At 63.2% G+C, this 16,480-nt stretch carries 14 protein-coding genes and 1 tRNA gene; 5 read left to right on the top strand and 10 right to left on the bottom strand.

The genetic code is table 11. The features are described 5' to 3' along the window. Positions 1–27: 27 nt before the first annotated feature. From ACIQT2_RS20200 to ACIQT2_RS20185, 4 genes are all read right to left on the bottom strand, one after another. Positions 28–822, bottom strand: coding sequence for an ATP-binding cassette domain-containing protein (locus ACIQT2_RS20200; RefSeq protein WP_402950059.1), 795 nt, complete (start codon positions 820–822; stop codon positions 28–30). After that, on the bottom strand, positions 819–2,930 hold the full coding sequence (locus ACIQT2_RS20195; protein WP_402950056.1) for a dipeptide/oligopeptide/nickel ABC transporter permease/ATP-binding protein: 2,112 nt from the start codon (positions 2,928–2,930) through the stop codon (positions 819–821). Before ACIQT2_RS20195 ends, ACIQT2_RS20200 begins: the two co-directional genes overlap by 4 nt. 3 nt (positions 2,931–2,933) lie before the next feature. Next, positions 2,934–3,890: an ABC transporter permease gene (locus ACIQT2_RS20190; protein ID WP_402950053.1), complete on the bottom strand. Its 957-nt coding sequence runs from the start codon at positions 3,888–3,890 to the stop codon at positions 2,934–2,936. A 95-nt stretch (positions 3,891–3,985) separates the two neighbouring features. Further along, positions 3,986–5,608, bottom strand: coding sequence for an ABC transporter substrate-binding protein (locus ACIQT2_RS20185; RefSeq protein ID WP_402950050.1), 1,623 nt, complete (start codon positions 5,606–5,608; stop codon positions 3,986–3,988). A 320-nt stretch (positions 5,609–5,928) separates the two neighbouring features. On the opposite strand from ACIQT2_RS20185, the gene ACIQT2_RS20180 reads away from it, so the two are divergent. Further along, a complete protein-coding gene (locus tag ACIQT2_RS20180; RefSeq protein ID WP_402950048.1) occupies positions 5,929–6,657 on the top strand; it encodes a FadR/GntR family transcriptional regulator in 729 nt (242 codons plus the stop codon). Positions 6,658–6,801: 144 nt separating this feature from the next. Here the strand turns inward: ACIQT2_RS20180 and ACIQT2_RS20175 are convergent, their stop codons facing one another. Further along, positions 6,802–7,422: a TetR/AcrR family transcriptional regulator gene (locus tag ACIQT2_RS20175; protein WP_402950045.1), complete on the bottom strand. Its 621-nt coding sequence runs from the start codon at positions 7,420–7,422 to the stop codon at positions 6,802–6,804. 145 nt (positions 7,423–7,567) lie between these two features. Between ACIQT2_RS20175 and ACIQT2_RS20170 the strand changes: the two genes are divergently transcribed. From ACIQT2_RS20170 to ACIQT2_RS20160, 3 genes are read left to right on the top strand one after another with little or no spacing between them, the layout of a single operon-like run. Beyond that, positions 7,568–8,803 (top strand): MFS transporter, encoded by a 1,236-nt coding sequence (locus ACIQT2_RS20170; protein ID WP_402950043.1) that lies wholly within the window; start codon positions 7,568–7,570, stop codon positions 8,801–8,803. Further along, positions 8,796–9,581: a cyclase family protein gene (locus tag ACIQT2_RS20165; RefSeq protein ID WP_402950040.1), complete on the top strand. Its 786-nt coding sequence runs from the start codon at positions 8,796–8,798 to the stop codon at positions 9,579–9,581. Before ACIQT2_RS20170 ends, ACIQT2_RS20165 begins: the two co-directional genes overlap by 8 nt. Further along, entirely contained in the window at positions 9,578–10,534 is a 957-nt protein-coding gene (locus ACIQT2_RS20160) for a fumarylacetoacetate hydrolase family protein (RefSeq protein WP_402950037.1), read from the top strand. Before ACIQT2_RS20165 ends, ACIQT2_RS20160 begins: the two co-directional genes overlap by 4 nt. Before the next feature lie 237 nt (positions 10,535–10,771). On the opposite strand, the gene ACIQT2_RS20155 is transcribed toward ACIQT2_RS20160, so the two are convergent. Further along, positions 10,772–10,845 (bottom strand) — tRNA-Arg (locus tag ACIQT2_RS20155). 284 nt (positions 10,846–11,129) lie between these two features. On the opposite strand from ACIQT2_RS20155, the gene ACIQT2_RS20150 reads away from it, so the two are divergent. Beyond that, the gene (locus tag ACIQT2_RS20150; RefSeq protein ID WP_402950034.1) at positions 11,130–12,956 is read left to right on the top strand and encodes a phosphoenolpyruvate carboxykinase (GTP); all 1,827 of its coding nucleotides are present in this window, start codon (positions 11,130–11,132) and stop codon (positions 12,954–12,956) included. A 91-nt stretch (positions 12,957–13,047) separates the two neighbouring features. Here ACIQT2_RS20150 and ACIQT2_RS20145 read toward each other — a convergent pair whose 3' ends face one another. From ACIQT2_RS20145 to manB, 4 genes are all read right to left on the bottom strand, one after another. Then, positions 13,048–14,205, bottom strand: coding sequence for a globin domain-containing protein (locus ACIQT2_RS20145; RefSeq protein ID WP_402950031.1), 1,158 nt, complete (start codon positions 14,203–14,205; stop codon positions 13,048–13,050). 143 nt (positions 14,206–14,348) lie between these two features. After that, positions 14,349–14,843 carry an RrF2 family transcriptional regulator gene (locus ACIQT2_RS20140; protein WP_397326018.1) on the bottom strand — a complete coding sequence of 165 codons (495 nt, stop codon included), beginning with the start codon at positions 14,841–14,843 and terminating at the stop codon, positions 14,349–14,351. 24 nt (positions 14,844–14,867) lie between these two features. Continuing rightward, positions 14,868–15,335: a hypothetical protein gene (locus ACIQT2_RS20135; RefSeq protein ID WP_402950028.1), complete on the bottom strand. Its 468-nt coding sequence runs from the start codon at positions 15,333–15,335 to the stop codon at positions 14,868–14,870. 23 nt (positions 15,336–15,358) lie between these two features. Next, positions 15,359–16,480, bottom strand: a 1,122-nt coding sequence (gene manB / locus ACIQT2_RS20130; RefSeq protein ID WP_402950025.1) for a phosphomannomutase/phosphoglucomutase, incomplete at its 5' end; no start/stop codon positions are given.

Raw genomic sequence — 16,480 nt, 5'->3', positions numbered from 1 at the left:
GTTGTTGGTAACTAGTGAAGGGAAAAGCTAGATGTGGAGCAGGCTGGGCGCGGCGCCCAGAAGCTTCCGGGTGTAGTCGTTGCTGGGATTGTCGAAGACCTGCGCGGCCGTGCCTTGTTCGACGATCTTGCCGAAATACATGACGCAGATCCGGTCCGAGACGTAGCGGACGGTCTGGATATCGTGCGAAATGAACACCATGCCCAGGTTCAGCTGCGTCTTCAGGTCGGAGAGCAGGTTCAGCACCTGCGCCCGGACAGAGACGTCCAGGGCCGACGTCGGCTCGTCCGCCACAATGATGTCCGGTTCCAGCGCCAGTGCGCGGGCGATCGCCACGCGCTGGCGCTGGCCGCCGGAAACTTGCGACGGCGTCACTTCGGCCGCCGATTGCGGCAAGCCAACCAGCGCCAACAGTTCGCGGACCTTGGCGGCGCGGCTGGAAGCGTTGCCGATGCCGTGGACCTGCAGGGGATCGGTGAGGATGTCCTGGATGGTCATGCGCGGGTTCAGGGCCGTGGACGGATCCTGGAACACCACGGAGACGGAGCGGCCGAACTCGCGGCGCATGGCCGCGCTGCGCTTGATGGCCGGCTTTCCGTGGAACAGGACATTTCCCGACGTCGGGGGCTGGAGTCCCACGAGCACTGACGCGAGCGTGGACTTGCCGCAGCCGGACTCACCAACGATGCCTACGGTTTCGCCGCGGCTGATGCTGAAGTCCACCCCGTCAACGGCCTTGACGATGTTGGGCCGGAACAGCCCGCCGGTGCGTGCCCGGTGATAGACCTTGACGTCCTTGAGCTCGATGACTGGTGTGCTCACTTCGCGTCCTCCTTCAGGTGGCTCGCCCAGTAGTGATCGGTGTCTTCGCCGCTGCTTGACGCCACGGAGGTGAGGACCAGTTTCTGGTGGGGATCGGCGTCGGGCCGCAGTGAGCGCGCCGCGAAACGGTCGCCCGTGGCGAAATCGCGCGGCGAAGGAACCGTGCCGGGGATCTGGTGGAGCCGCGTGGCGTCGGCTTCGATGGAGAGCACGGCGCCGAGCAAGCCCCGGGTGTATTCGTGCTTGGGGTTCTGCAGGAGCTCCGAAGCCTGTGCGGATTCCACTACCTGGCCGGCGTACATCACGGTGATGCGGTGGGCCAGCGAGGCGACCAGGGCGAGGTCGTGGCTGACGAACACCATGGCGAATCCGAGTTGCTCACGGAGTTCGTTGAGGAGGTCCACAACCTGCTTCTGCACCGTGACGTCCAGCGCAGTGGTGGGCTCGTCAGCAACCACGATTTTCGGCGAACGGGACAGGGCCATGGCAATCAGCACGCGCTGGCGTTGGCCACCCGAGAGTTCGTGCGGGTAACTCGCGAGTGTCCGGACGGGATCCAACTTCACCATTTCCAGCAGTTCGGCCGGGGTCTTCCTGCCGCCACGCTTGGTGAGCTGCTCCATTTGCTCCTTGATCTTCATGGACGGGTTCAAGGAACTCAACGCGTCCTGGTAGACCATGGCGATCTGCTCACCGCGGAGGCCAACGTAGGCTTTCGGGTTGCTGTGCTTGGTGTTGGCGTCCAGGAGTTCCTTGCCATCGAATTTGATGGATCCGGTGACCTCCGCGGTTTTCGGGAGGAGGCCCATGACGGCCAGCGAGGTGATGGACTTGCCGCAGCCGGACTCGCCGACCAGTCCCATGGTTTCGCCTTCCCGGACCGTGAAGGACACGTTGTCCACGATCGCGGTGTCGCCGAAGCGGCCGGGGAAACGGATGGACAGGTTCTTCACCTCGAGGACGTTGCGTGCGCCTGCCGGTACCTGCGGGAGGCGGTCGGTGCGCTTCGCTTCGATTTCTGCCAGCAACGCAAGTTCCCGGTCCAGGAGGAGGTGCGGGTTGGCGGTGTCTGTCCGAACATCGGTGAGCAGGTCTGACTGGCTGCCCCCGGAACCGGCCCCCAGGCCGGAAGCTGCGCGCACGCCGTCGAGCTCGTGTTCCTCAACAACGGAAGGCTGGGCAACTGACGTTGCCACCTCGGTGTCCACGGTCACGGAGGCGGAGGAACCGTCGTCGTCCTTCACCACGGGAGCCCGGCGAAGCTTGGGGTTGACCATCGCGTCGGTAAGGCCCTCGGCGAGGATGTTCAGGGACAGTACGGTCAGCAGGATGGTGAGGCCGGCGAAGGTGGTGGCCCACCAGCCACCGGACAGGACCAGGTTGCGGCCGTAGGAAATCACGTTGCCCCACGACGGAGCAGGATCCTGCACGCCCGCGCCCAGGAAGGACAGGGAGGCTTCGAGGATGATCGCGTCGGCCACCATGACGGTGGCGAACACCAGCACGGGAGCAGCGGTGTTGCGGACGATGTGCTTGACCAGGATGTAGAACCGGCCGGCACCCATGACCCGCTCTGCCCGGACGTAGTCTTCGCCGTACTGGGCCAGGACGTTGGCGCGGACCACGCGGGCCAGCTGCGGGGTGTAGATGATGGCAATCGCGATGATGATGGTCGGGACGGAGTTGCCAAACGCTGCCAGGAGTACTGCTGCCAGGGCGATGCCCGGGAAGGCCATCAGGATATCCATGATGCGCATGATGATCTCGTTCACGGACTTGCTGGACGTCGCGGCGAACGACCCCAGAAGCGCGCCCACCAGGATCGCGAGACCCACGGCACCGAGGCCGATCATGAGCGAAGACTGCGCGCCAAACAGGAGCCGGGAGAAGATGTCGCGACCCAACCGGTCGGTGCCGAAGAAGTGCTCGGCACCCGGCGGGGTGGCCGGAATGAAGGTCTCCAGCGGATCATGGGGCGCCAGGACCGGCGCCAGGATGGCGGCGAGGACAATGAGGATGAGGAAGAGCAGGGCGATACGCGATCCCCAGGGCAGGGCTTTGAAACGAAGGCCCGGGGCGCTTAGCCGATCTGCGAGCTTGCTGCGCATGAGCTATACCGTCCTGATTCGGGGGTTGATGAGCAGGTAAAGAAGGTCCACCACGATGTTCACCAGTACGAAGGTGACGGAGATGGTGAGCACCACGCCCTGGACCAGGTTGACGTCCAGGTTGGTGATGCCGTTGAGGATGAGTTGGCCCATGCCGGGCAGGGCGAAAATCATTTCAATCACGACGGCGCCACCCAGCAGGTAGCCGACGCGGAGTCCCAGTACGGTCACCGGGGTGACGAGCGCGTTGCGGAGGACGTTCTTGGACACGACCTCGCGGTAGGGGACACCGTTGCCGATGGCCGTGCGGACATAGTCGCGGTCCAGCTCTTCCACCATGGAGGTGCGGACCACTCGGATCAGTGAGGCGGACACGGGAATGCCGAGCGCCAAAGCCGGGAGCGCCATGGAGTTGAGCCAACCGCCAAAGCCGGATTCCGGCGTCGCAATTCCGCCCGAGGGGAACATCGGGTTCTCGCCGAGCGCGAACCACTGGATGAGCAGGATGCCGAGCCAGAACGACGGCGTGGCGATTGCGGCGATCGAGAAGACGCGTACCAGTTGGTCCTGCCACTTGTCGCGATACAGGGCGCCGAGGATGCCGAAGGCGAGGGACAGGACGATCGCGATCACGACGCCCAGGAACGTCAGCTGCAACGTCAGGGGGAAAGCCGAACCGATCATGGAAGCGACGGACTTGGCAGGGGGAGTGGTGACCCCGAGATCGAACTGCAGGAGCTTGCCGAGGAAGCGGAAGTACTGCAGGACCAGGGGATCGTTGAGGCCATTCTCCTGGCGGTACTGCTGCTTCGCTTCTTCGCTGGCCCCGTCACCGAGGGCCGAGCTGGCCTGGTCGCCGGGAGCGGCCTGCAGGACGAGGAAGACGAGCAACGTGATGCCCAGGATCATCAATGGCAAGGCTGCAAGTCTGCGGCCAAGCAGACGCAATATCGTGACCAATTTGTTCTCCGGTAGGTTGGGAATTTCTTGGCTTGCGGGGCCTGCCCTGCGTGCTACTTGGGGGTTTTAGCGCACAGAGCAGGCCTCACAAGGAACTAGGCGGTTCGTCCGACGTCGACGAACGACAGGCCTGTGGTGGGCAGCGGCTTGAAGCCGTTGAGCTTCTTCTCGTCCCACGCGCTGGGAAGCTGGCGGTGGAAGATCGGGTAGAGCGGAAGTTCCTCGGAGACCAGGTCCACGATTTCACCCACGGTCTTCTTGGCCTCATCGCCGGAGGCCTGCGAACCCTTGTTCATGAGGTCCTGCAGCTTGATACGCTCCGGGGTGGTCCAGAAGGCACGCTTTTCCATCCAGGTGGCTCCCGAGTAGAACCAGCTCAGGAGCAGGTCCGCGTCGTTGCCGAAGACGGACGGATCGCCGGGGGCTGCGACCACGGTGTAATCGCCCTTGCCCACGCGGTCGCTGTACAAGGCACCGGACTGCAGGTTCTTGACGGTGACCTTGACGCCGGGGATCTTGTTCCAGGATTCGAGGATCAGCGGAGCAACGTCCTTGACCCAGGCGGTGTCAGTGGTCAGCAACTCGAATTCGAGGTTGCTGACTCCGGCCTGCTTCAGGAGGTCGGCAGCCTTGGAGGCGTCGTAGCCGTAGACGTTCTTGGCCTTGACGTAGTCCGGGTGGCCTTCCTGGAAGTACGAGCTGGCGGCCTTGGCGTTGCCGAACAGGGCCTTCTTGATGATGGCTTCCTTGTCCATGCCGTAGTGCAGGGCCTGGCGGACCAGCTTGTTGTCGAACGGAGCCTTGGCGCAGTTGAACATGAGGAACAGCAGGCCGAAGGACTGGACGGACTCCACCTTGACCTTGGACTTCAAGCCGTCCACGTCCAGGTAGGGAACGTCCTCAATGGCCTGGACGCGGCCGGACTGGACTGCGGTGACGCGGGCTGCGGCGTCGGAGAGCAGCAACCAGTTCATGCCCTTGGCCAGGGCGGGCTTGGGGCCGTTGTAGTCCGCGAACGCCTCGAACACGATCTTGTCGTCCTTGACCGCGGACACCAGCTTGTACGGGCCGGAGCCCACCGGCTTGGCGTCGAAGGCTTTGAGGTCGGTGGCGAGTGCCTTGGGAACGATCTTGACCACGGAAATGCGCGGGCCGAAGCCGGGGAAGGCGTACTTGAGCGTGAATTCCACGGTCTTCGCATCCACCGGCTTGACGTCCTGGATGAACGGAATGAACTGGGAGAACAGCGACTTGTTGGCCGGGTCCATCACGCGGGTGAAGGAGAAAGCAACGTCTTCGGTGGTGACGGGGGAGCCGTCGTGGAACTTGGCGCCGTCGCGGATGGTCACCTGGTAGGTGGTGTCGTTGACCTTCTTGGGGTCCGATGCCGCGAGGGCGTTGTAGGGCTGGCGGGTGGCCGGGTGCAGTTCGATGAGGCCTTCGAAGATGTGCAGGTTGGCGGCCATGGGCGTTGCGCCGGAGGAGCTCAGCGGGTCGAAGCCCGTGGACAGGGCGTAGGAGATGCCCGCCTCGATGATGAGGTCCTTGTTCACCGCCGCCGTGTTGCTTGCGTTGCTGGTGGTAGTGCTGGCAGCGCCGCCGCACGCAGAAAGGGTTGCCGTGAAGGCGGCTGCTGCACCAACTGCGCCGCTTAGCTTCAGGAAGTTCCGGCGGCTGGCGTCGTTGACCAGCGGCAGGCTGTGGATCGTCTTGCTCATAGGGTGCCTCACCATTCGAGTTTCGTGGGTTATCGGATGTAGGACGTCCGATGCTCGTATGGAAACTGTAAGGGCGGTCACAACGGAACGTCAAGCGGGAGTCGGGTGCCGGGGGAGCTGGCGGGGCCTCCGTGACCGGCGGTACAGGCCAGTAATGGCGGGAAATCCGAGGAATTCCCGCTACACACTTATCAAGGACGTGGGACATCCGATATTGTATGTTGCGAGTCACTCATTCTGTGGTGGGCGCTAAGCTCGCCTCAATATTAACACCGCGCTGCCCGGCACTGACGGGAGAGCGCATTGGCAAGGAGAGCGCCATGACAACTTCCGGTGTGGTTCCGCAAGCGCGGTTCAGTGCACAGGCACGCCTGCGTGCTTTGCAGTCGGGCATTATGGAGCTGATCCTCGAACGCGAACTCGAAGCCGGCGATCCCTTGCCCACGGAAAGCGAGCTGTCGGTTGCTCTGGGTGTTGGGCGGAACACGCTCCGTGAGTCCCTGAAGGTGCTCCAGGCTCTGGGTGTCATCGAGATCCGCCACGGTTTCGGCATGTTCGTGGCCCCCAGCAACTTCGACGCGCTGGCCGACGGCCTCACGTTCCGCGGACGTTTGTCTCTGCGGCACCAAGGTCTCGAAGCCCTGCAATTGGTGGATGTCCGGCAGGCGCTCGAATCCGGACTCATTGGCACGTCCATCGACGTCATGACCCCCGATCAGCTTGCCCTGATCGAGGAAGCCGTCAAGCAGATGGAAGACCTGGCCGCTGCCGGCGAAAACTTCGTTGCCGCCGATGCCGAGTTCCACCGCCGCCTCTTCGAGCCCCTGAACAACGAACTCCTGATCAACCTCATGGGTGTGTTCTGGAAGGTCTACCGGAAGATCCATGTAGAGATCGGCGCGGGTAACGAGGACCTGGTCAAGACCGCAGCCATCCATCGCAACATCTACGCCGCCGTCGCTGCCGGGGACAAGGTGCTCGCAGCCGAGCTCCTGAACCGCCACTTCGACGGCATCCGCCGCCGCATCAGCGAGGCCGTTGGCGAGTAGCGCACGCAAACGCAAGGGCCGCCGTCGTGCTTTCCGCAAAAGTACGACGGCGGCCCTAGCGTTATCGTCGTGGCCACCCAACTGGGTCGCAGTTGTGCGCGTTTTGAGGGCTCATAACGCGCACTAATGCGACTTAGTTGGGTGCTAGCCGCGCCAGCCGGCCACCAGGACTGAGCGCAGGTAGTCGTAGCGGAACTCGTTGATGTTGTCCTGGTCCGAGAGCGACGCGATCCGGTGCGGAAGCGCAGTACCCGTGAGCGCGCCGACGCCAAAAAGGTAGGCCCATTCGTGGAAACCCCGCGGCTTGTCCGGCAACGCCTGGCGCATCACCGTAATGAAGTCCCGCGCCATGGGATCGAAGTACTCGGCGAGGATGCCGCGTTCATGGGCCGCCGGATCTGAAGCCTCCCGGAGGACAAGCCGCGCGAAGAGTTTTCCATCCGGTGTTTCCTGCGCCCGCAACGTTGGCAGGAGGAACGCTTCGACGATTCGTTCGACGGCGTCACCCGCCGAGGTGTCGACGGTGAGTACCTCACGGCGGCGTTCTTCGTTGAGGTGTTGGTAGCGGGCGAAGACTGCCTTGTAAAGATCCAGCTTGGTGGCGAAGTGGTAGATCACCAGCGGCGCCGTCGTGCCTATGTCCTCGGCGACGGCACGCATGGTGGTTGCTTCGAAACCCCGGTCCGCGAACATCCTGACCGCGACATCAAGGATCTGCTCGCGCCGACGTGTTCCCGCGGTATTCCCTTGCACTTCTGTGGACATGGTTTCCAGCCTATAGCTCCGTTCCCGACGGTCGTTGACACAAACTGAATAGGTGTATAAATTCTATCCCATCCAGAAACTGAATGAGTGTATAAATTCTGTTTCGCGCCGGGCAACGTCGCCCGCTTAAGAAGGGATTTCCACCATGAAACGTGGAACCACATGGTTCATCCTCCTTGGATCGTTCGTCATCTACCTCTTCGATGCCCTCGAAATCGCAGTGCTTTCCTTCGCCTTGCCGGCCATCAGTGCCGAGCTGGGGCTGACGCCCTTGGCAGGAGGCTTGCTGGCCACCGCCACGCTCCTGGGCATGGGCTGCTCAAGCGTGATCACGGGATGGCTGGCTGACAACCGTGGCCGGCGCGTCGCGCTGATCGTGTCCATGGTGGTCTTCGTGGCACTGACCTCGGCCCTCTTTGTGGTGCCCAATTATGGGGTGTTCGTGGCTTTGAGGTTCCTTGCCGGCATTGGCTTGGGCGGTGTGTGGTCCGTTCTGTCCACCTACATCGTTGAATCCTGGCCGCCCTCGCAGCGCGGGCGGGCTGTCGCTTTCGTCTTGGCGGCCTATCCGTTGGGTGGAGCAAGTGCGGCTTTGATTGCCGGATTCTTCATGCCGGATTGGCGGCTGCTCTTCCTGGTCACCGGGTTGTCGGCGCTGGTTCCATTGCTGATGGTGGTGTTCTTCTTCCCGGAGTCCAAAGCCTGGCTCGTCGAGCGCGCGGCGCGTTCGGCCGCCGTCGGCCGCCCTGCCAGCGTGACCGCACGGGAACTGTTCACTGGTCCATACCGGCGCCGCACCATCATTGCCACCTTGGTGGCTGTCTGCGCCTTCATTGGTTTCTATGGCGCTTCCACGTGGCTGCCCAGCTACCTTTCCAGCGAACGGGGACTGGACCCACGGCAAGTGAGCCTTTTCATGACCGTACTGAACCTGGGCATGTTCCTTGGGTACCTCGCTTTCGGTTGGGTAGCTGACAAAATCGGCCGCCGCAACGCGATCATTCTCTCCCTTGCAGGAACGGGTGTGCTGATGCCTCTCTATGGGCTGGTCACCCACCAAGCAGTCCTGCTCTGGATGGGGCCGCTCTATGCCTTCTTCATGACCTTCGCCGGGCTTTTCGGTTCGTACCTTGGCGAGTTGTATCCCGCGAGGATCCGTACCACCGGCGCCGGTTTCTGTTTCAACATCGGACGCGGCGTCGCAGCCTTTGCACCCTTGGCCATGGGCGGAATCGCGGCCTCTTGGGGGTTCTCTTCCGGTCTCATCCTCTCCGGGGCGGTGTTCCTGCTGGGCGCCTGCCTCATGTTCTTCCTCCCGCAGACGCACACAGCCGCTGTCGCCGAAACATATCCAGACAAGGAACCCGCCACGCATGCCTAAGCTCGTAGACCTGTCCGTCAGCCTCAGGGCCAACATCGCCTCCGATCCTCCAGGCCTGACCCCGGAGATCGAATACTTCGATCATCAGGAAACCGCCCGCGATCTGGTCTCCTTCTTTCCCGGCCTGGCCGAGTCCGACTTGCCCGGAGGGGAAGGCTGGGCCATCGAGCGAATCACAGCCACTACCCACACCGGAACACACCTGGACTCCCCCTACCACTACGCCTCCACCATGGACGGCGGTGCGCGGGCCATCACCATCGACGAGGTTCCGCTGGAATGGTGCTTCGGCAGGGGAGTGAAGCTGGACTTCCGGACATTTGAAGACGGGTACGTTGCCACAGCGTCGGATGTGGAAGCGGAACTGGACCGGATTGGCCATGAACTCGCCCCGGGGGACATCGTCCTGGTCAACACCGCTGCCGGCACCCGCTACGGGTTGGACGACTACCTCTCAACAGGGTGCGGCATGGGCCGTGAAGCGACGCTCTACCTGACCAGCCGAGGCGTCCGGGTGACCGGTACCGATGCCTGGAGCTGGGATGCCCCGTTCATCCATACCGCTAAGCGATATGTGGAAACCGGCAATAACGACCTGATCTGGGAAGGGCACAAAGCAGGCATGGAGATCGGATACTGCCACATCGAAAAGCTCACCAACCTGGAGATCCTTCCGAGCGCTGGTTTCCAGGTCTCCTGCTTCCCGGTGAAGGTCCACGGTGCCTCCGCTGGCTGGACCCGTGCCGTCGCGATCCTTGATGAGGAGGTTCTGCGGTGAAGTTCTTCCGGATGATGCACGACGGCGTACCTCGCCTTGGGCTGGCCGACGACGGTTTGGTTTCGGGCCGGCTTTACCCGGAGGGCCTCGAGGCCTTCGATGTGATTGCCTGGCCCTGGCAGTCCTCCAGCGGTGCGCTGGTGGACCTGCAGGACGCCGAGCTGCTACCGCCGTTTGAGGTCACGAGCATCCGGGACTTCATCACCTTTGAGCAGCACACGGTGGGTGCCCTCCGCTCCGTTGCTCCGGACAAGGGCATACCCCCGGCCTGGTACGAGGCCCCCGCGTTCTACTTTACGAATCCGCACGCGGCCGTTGGCCACAAGGCCACCGTCCCGATGGCGCCGGGCACGCGGCAATTCGACTTCGAACTGGAAGTAGCCGCCGTGATAGGCGCTGACGGATACAACCTCTCGGTGGAGGAAGCCGAGGAACACATCGTCGGCTACATGATCTTGAACGACTGGTCCGCCCGCGATCTGCAGCGCGCCGAAATGGCTGTAGGGCTGGGGCCCGCCAAGGGCAAGGACACGGCCACCTCGCTGGGCCCCTTCTTCGTTACCAAGGACGAGGTTGCGGATGCCACCTCGGATGGCTTCCTGGACCTTGGCATGAGCGTGTCTATTAACGGACAGGTGTTGGCCACGGATTCCCTGGCCAACATGGCGTGGAGCTTCGCTGAGTTGGTGGCCTATGCCAGCCGCGGAACGTGGGTGCGGCGTGGGGATGTCCTCGGCTCCGGCACGGGCGGTGGCGGCTGCCTCGCCGAGTTCTGGGGTTGGTACGGTTCCCAGACGCCACCACCGCTCAAGGCAGGTGACTCTGTAAGCCTGACGGTCGACCGGCTTGGCACTTTAACCAACGTGGTGGGCCAGGCCGCGCCTGTCCATCCGCTCCCACGGGCCCGCCGCCGGGCTTACGCCCCGCCAACGCCGTTCGCTCCGGGCACCTGAGCTGCGCGGCACCCAGCCGTATTTGTATTCAAAAGGCAAGGGCCGCCGTCGTACTTTACGTAAAGTACGACGGCGGCCCTCGCCTTACCGGCGCGGCCGCCCAACTGGGTCGCAGTTGTGCGCGTTTAGAGGGCGCTAAACGCGCACAACTGCGACTTAGTTGGGGAGGCGTGTAGTTGGGTACGCGTGGGGAAAGCAAAAGACCCGCACCGGCGAACCGGTGCGGGTCTTCATTTGTGCGCCCAAAGGGATTCGAACCCCTGACCTTCTGTTCCGTAGACAGACGCTCTATCCAGCTGAGCTATGGGCGCATTTCGCGTGATTCTCGGCGGTCTGTTTCTCTGACCCCCTCGAACCTCAATAAACTTTACAGAAGTTCATGTGAAGTTCCAAATCGGAAAGCTGTAATCTAGCTAACTAGACCGGTCTAGGTGACCTTCGTCACTTAAAACGAGCGTCTTGAAACGCAGATCCTTGAATTTCCGCGGTTTTTGTTTTTGGTTCCTTGGTTGTCCGATGTCTGACAGCGGATTGGTCTGGTCCGCGCCCCCTATCGTTTAGGACACACCACCGAACCCGAGGGAAGGGAACCGCAATGGGCGATCTGGCGCGACTGCCGCTGCTTGAGAAGGCACCTACTACGCATGCACGCCTGCTGGCCTGGGTTGAGGAAGTTGCCGAGCTGACCCAGCCGGACCGCATCCACTGGGTTGACGGTAGCGAAGCAGAAAACAAGAAGCTGACCGACGAGCTCGTCGAGGCCGGCACCCTGAAGCGGCTCAACCCGGAAACGTTCCCGAACTCCTTCGCAGCGTTCTCCGATCCTGCAGACGTTGCCCGTGTTGAAGAGCAGACCTTCATCTGCTCCGAGAACGAGCGCGATGCAGGCTTCACCAACAACTGGATGGCCCCGGCCGAGATGAAGCAGAAGCTGCGCGGACTGTTCGCCGGCTCCATGCGCGGCCGCACCATGTACGTCATCCCGTTCGTCATGGGCCACTTGGATGCTGAAGACCCCAAGTTCGGCGTTGAGATCACCGACTCCGCCTACGTCGTGGCTTCCATGCGCATCATGGCCCGCATCGGCACGGACGTCCTGGACCGCATCACCCAGACCGACGCCTTCTTCGTTCCCGCCCTGCACTCCCTGGGCGCACCGCTGGAAGCCGGGCAGGCTGATGTTGCGTGGCCGTGCAACCCGGAAAAGTGGATTGTCCACTTCCCCGAAGAGCGCTCCATCTGGTCCTTCGGCTCCGGCTACGGCGGCAACGCCCTGCTGGGCAAGAAGTGCTACGCACTGCGTATCGCCTCGGTCATGGCCCGCGATGAGGGCTGGCTGGCTGAGCACATGCTCATCCTCAAGCTGACCTCCCCGGAGCAGAAGACCTACTACGTCTCCGCTGCCTTCCCGTCCGCTTGCGGCAAGACCAACCTCGCGCTGCTCGACCCCACCATCAAGGGCTGGAAGGTCGAGACCCTGGGTGACGACATCACCTGGATGCGCTTCGGCAAGGAAGGCGAACTTCGCGCCGTCAACCCCGAAGCCGGCCTGTTCGGTGTTGCACCGGGCACCGGTTGGGGCACCAACCCGAACGCCATGCGCGCCATCGCCAAGGGCAACAGCATCTTCACGAATGTTGCGCTGACCGATGACGGCGGCGTCTGGTGGGAAGGCATGACCGAGGAAACCCCGGCCCACCTGACCGACTGGCGCGGTGAGTCCTGGACTCCGGACTCGGACAAGCCTGCAGCCCACCCGAACTCCCGCTTCTGCACGCCGATCGACCAGATCGACATGCTGGCCGAAGAGTACTTCAGCCCCGAGGGTGTTGAGCTCTCCGCCATCCTGTTCGGTGGCCGCCGCAAGACCACCATCCCGCTGGTCACCGAGGCCCGCGACTGGTCCAACGGCATCTTCATGGGCTCCACGCTCTCCTCGGAGACCACTGCTGCCGCGGCCGGAGCAGTTGGTGTTGTCCGCCGCGACCCCATGGCCATGCTGCCGTTCATCGGCTACGACGCCGGCGACTACCTGAACCACTGGGTCAACCTGTCGGCCAAGGGCAACCCGGAGCGCCTGCCGAAGATCTTCCTGGTCAACTGGTTCCGCCGCACGGCCGAGGGTGGCTTCGCCTGGCCCGGCTTCGGGGACAACGCCCGTGTGCTCAAATGGGCCATCGAGCGCCTCGAGGGCAAGGCCGACGCGGTGGAGACCCCGATCGGCTTCGTTCCGACCGGCGACTCGATCGACCTGGAAGGCCTGGACATGACCCCGGCAGAAGTTGAAGCCGCGGTTCGCGTTGACGCCGACGAGTGGGCAACCGAGCTCGCCTCCATCGAGGAATGGTTCGCCAACTTCGGTGGATCGCTCCCGGCGGCGCTCCAGTCCGAGCTGGATGGCCTGAAGAGCCGCCTGGCCTAGACCCCTTAGGGACAACGGCGTCCTTAAGTGCACGACGACGGCCTGTCGCCTTTCGCTGGAAAGGTGACAGGCCGTCGTCGTGGTTTACGCGTTAGTTGGCGAGCCAGACGTCCGGGCCGAAGACTTCGTAGTGGATACGGGTGGCCGGAATGCCCGCCTCGATGGCTTCGTCCCGGATCTTCTTCATGAAGGGCAGTGGGCCGCAGAGGTACAGCGAGGCATCCGCGGGCAGGTCGACTTCGCGCAGGGACATGAAACCTTCTTTGGCGCCGGACTGCGGGGTCTCGAGCCAGAGCTGCAGTTGGGCATCGATCCTCGCAGCGTCCGCGGTCATCTGGCCGCTGAGTGCCCAGCTCTCCATGGACCGTTCGGCGTGCAGCACCAGGACATCGCGTTCCGTACCGGTGTCCGCGAGGGAGCGCAGGATGGACGCCGTGGGGGTGCAGCCGATCCCCGCCGAGGCAAGGACTACGGGGCCGTCGCCTTCCTTGAGCGTGATCTCGCCGTACGGGTTGGAGATTTCCAGGATGTCGCCGGGCTCGACGGCGGTATGAAGGGCGGTGGACACCTCGCCGCCGTCGTTGAGCTTGGTGGTGAAAATCCGGCTGCTGCCGGCGCTGCCGGAGAGTGAGTACTGGCGGACCTGGCGGAGGCCATCGGGTAGCGTCACCTTGACGCTGACGTACTGGCCGGGCTTTGCCGCGGTGACGGGCGTATCATCGGCGGGTTCCAGGGTGAAGGTCATGGAGTCCTTGCCCGCGGATTCCTTGGCCACCACCCGCCACGGCATCCACATCATCGTGTTGGCCTGGGCTGCGTAGAGGTCCTTCTCCAGATTGATCAGCGCATCGGCCATAAGCCAGTAGACCTCGGTCCACGCCTCGGCGATCTCTGGAGTAATGACGTCAGCCAGATCAGCGGCGATGGCGGCGAACAGATACTCATAGACCACTCCGTACTGTACCTCGGTGATCCCCAAGGAGGCGTGCTTGTGGGCGATGCGGGAGAGTACCTTCTCCGGAAGGGTTCCCGGGTTGTTCACCAGGTGGGTCGCGAACGCGGCGATGCTCCCGGCCAAGGCCTTCTGCTGCTCTCCCGAGCGCTGGTTGGAGCGACTGAAAAGCCCATCCAGGAGTTCGGGGTGAGCGGTGAAGAGGCGGTTGTAAAAATCAGCGGTGATCTCGCCAATCCGCGATCCGACCAGCGGAAGAGTGGCTTCAATGATGGGGCGGGACTTCTCCGAGAGCATGGTTCTCCTGGGGTTGGGGTCCGGCTGGTTGTCCGGACGCGAGCGGTAAATATGCGTATTTGAAATGCGTGTATTTACAGCTCAATTTCTACTCCTCGTAGAAAAGATGTGCAAATCGCGACGCAGTGTGTCGCGGAAGGGTGTTACGGAGCGGCGACCGTGGCTTCGGTTGCTGGGGATATCCCGGCCTGGAACTGTGGCCGCAGTCCTATGGTTTGGAATACCGGGGCCATCTGGCGGGCGTGCGGCAGTGACGCAATCACCACGCCATCGAGCTCCCGGTAGAAGGCTTCCCGTGCCCGCTTCATGGCGTGGCGGAGCCCGCACTCGGTGAGGAGGGGGCAGTCGCCGTTGGGGGACTGGCACTCGGCCGGGTCCTGGCGGCTGTCGAGTTGGCGGAGGAGTTGGCCTACGGTGGCCTTCCTTCCCGAGGCGTTCAAGCGCGAGCCGCCCAGCCGTCCGCGTTCAACATCGATCAGCCCGAGCTCCCGGAGCCGGACCATGGCCTTGCTGACGTGGTTGTAGGGCGTGCCAACAGCATCCGCCACAGCCTGTGTGGTCAACAGCGTTCCGTCGGGAGCTGCTGCCAGGACCATGACAGCGCGGAGGCTCACATCTGCGAACGCGTTGATCTTCATGGCTTTTGCCTAACGTCGTGAGGTCTAGTCCACCCAGATGGTGGGCTCGTGGGAATCCGCTTCCATGGCGCCGAAGGTGAAACCGTCGTTGGTTTGCGTGTAGGGAACAATGGCGGCCAGGACGCCGCCATCCCGGTGCTCGGCTGCCCCGGTGATGCCGTCCGATCCATGGTCCGGCAAGGAGACGTCGTACGCAATGGCGACGGCCCGGTAGCCGTCACGGCCTTGGCGCAACAGCTCCTGGACGTCGGACAGCATTTGTTCCGCGTCCAGCTCACCGTTCTCATCCGGCTCGTTCGGGGTGACCAGGACGATGCGGAGCTCGCCGTCGTGGGACAGCGTGATGCCGAAGGGGAGGAAGCCGCCGTTCTGGAGCAGGTGTTCCTGGGCCGTGCCAATGGCGGTGCCCAGGGTGTCGCAGAGCTCGCGGTCCTGGTCAGGGTTGGAGTCTTGTCCAGCCGGTTGCCCCGTTGCTTGAGGTGTTTGGCTCATGGTGTCAGTATTCCTCTGCGTTGCTAGCCCCGGACGATTGCCAGGACGCGGTCGCGGATCTTTTCCATGGTGGCGTGGTCCTTGGCTTCGGCGTTCAGCCGGAGGAAGGGCTCGGTGTTGGAAGGGCGGAGGTTGAACCACCAGCTGCCGTCCTTGGCGCTGAAGGTGCTGCCATCCATGTGGTCAATCTCAATGTCTTCGGAGGCGAAATCAGCACGGACGCGTTCCACGGCTGCGGCCTTGTCCTCGATTTCCGAGTTGATCTCACCGGAGGAAACGTAGGGTTCGTACTGGCGGCCGAGCTCGGACAACGGACCGTCCTGCTCACCCAACGCAGCCAGAACATGCATGGCTGCCAGCATGCCGGTGTCTGCGTTCCAGAAGTCACGGAAGTAGAAGTGTGCCGAGTGCTCTCCACCAAAAACTGCACCCTCTTGGGCCATCACTGCCTTGATGAAGGAGTGGCCCACGCGGGTACGGACCGCGCGGCCACCGTCCTGGGCCACGAGTTCCGGCACGGCCTTGGACGTCAGCAGGTTGTGGATGATCACCGGGGTTTCTTCGCCGGCCGCCTTCGCGCGGGCGATTTCCCGGCGGGCCACCATGCCGGTGATGGCCGACGGCGATACAGGCTCGCCCTTCTCGTCGACCACGAAGCACCGGTCGGCATCGCCGTCGAAGGCCAGGCCGATGTCGGCGCCGTGCTTGAGGACCGCTGCCTGGAGGTCGCGCAGGTTCTCCGGTTCCAAAGGGTTGGCGGGGTGGTTCGGGAACGAACCATCCAGCTCGAAGTACAGCGGAACGATCTCAAAAGGCAGGCCGGGGAGCAGCTTGTCGCCCAACACTGCCGGGGTGGTCAAACCGGCCATGCCGTTGCCGGCATCCACAACAACCTTCAAACGCCGCGACCCGGAAAGGTCCACGAGCTTGCGCAGGTACTCGGCGTAGTCCTTCAGGACATCCCGCACGCCGATCTGGCCGCGCCTGGCCCCTGCCGGGATGCTGCCCTGGTTCAGGTATTCCTCGGCCAGGGCCTGGATCTCCTTCAGGCCACTTTCGGAAGAAATGGGCTGGGCGCCGGCCTTGGCCATCTTGATGCCGTTGTATTCGGCCGGGTTGTGGCTCGCGGTGAACGTGGCACCGGC

The organism is Paenarthrobacter sp. NPDC090522, from assembly GCF_044769225.1.
Taxonomy (GTDB): Bacteria; Actinomycetota; Actinomycetes; order Actinomycetales; family Micrococcaceae; genus Arthrobacter.
This window is presented reverse-complemented; position numbering and strand designations above follow the sequence as displayed.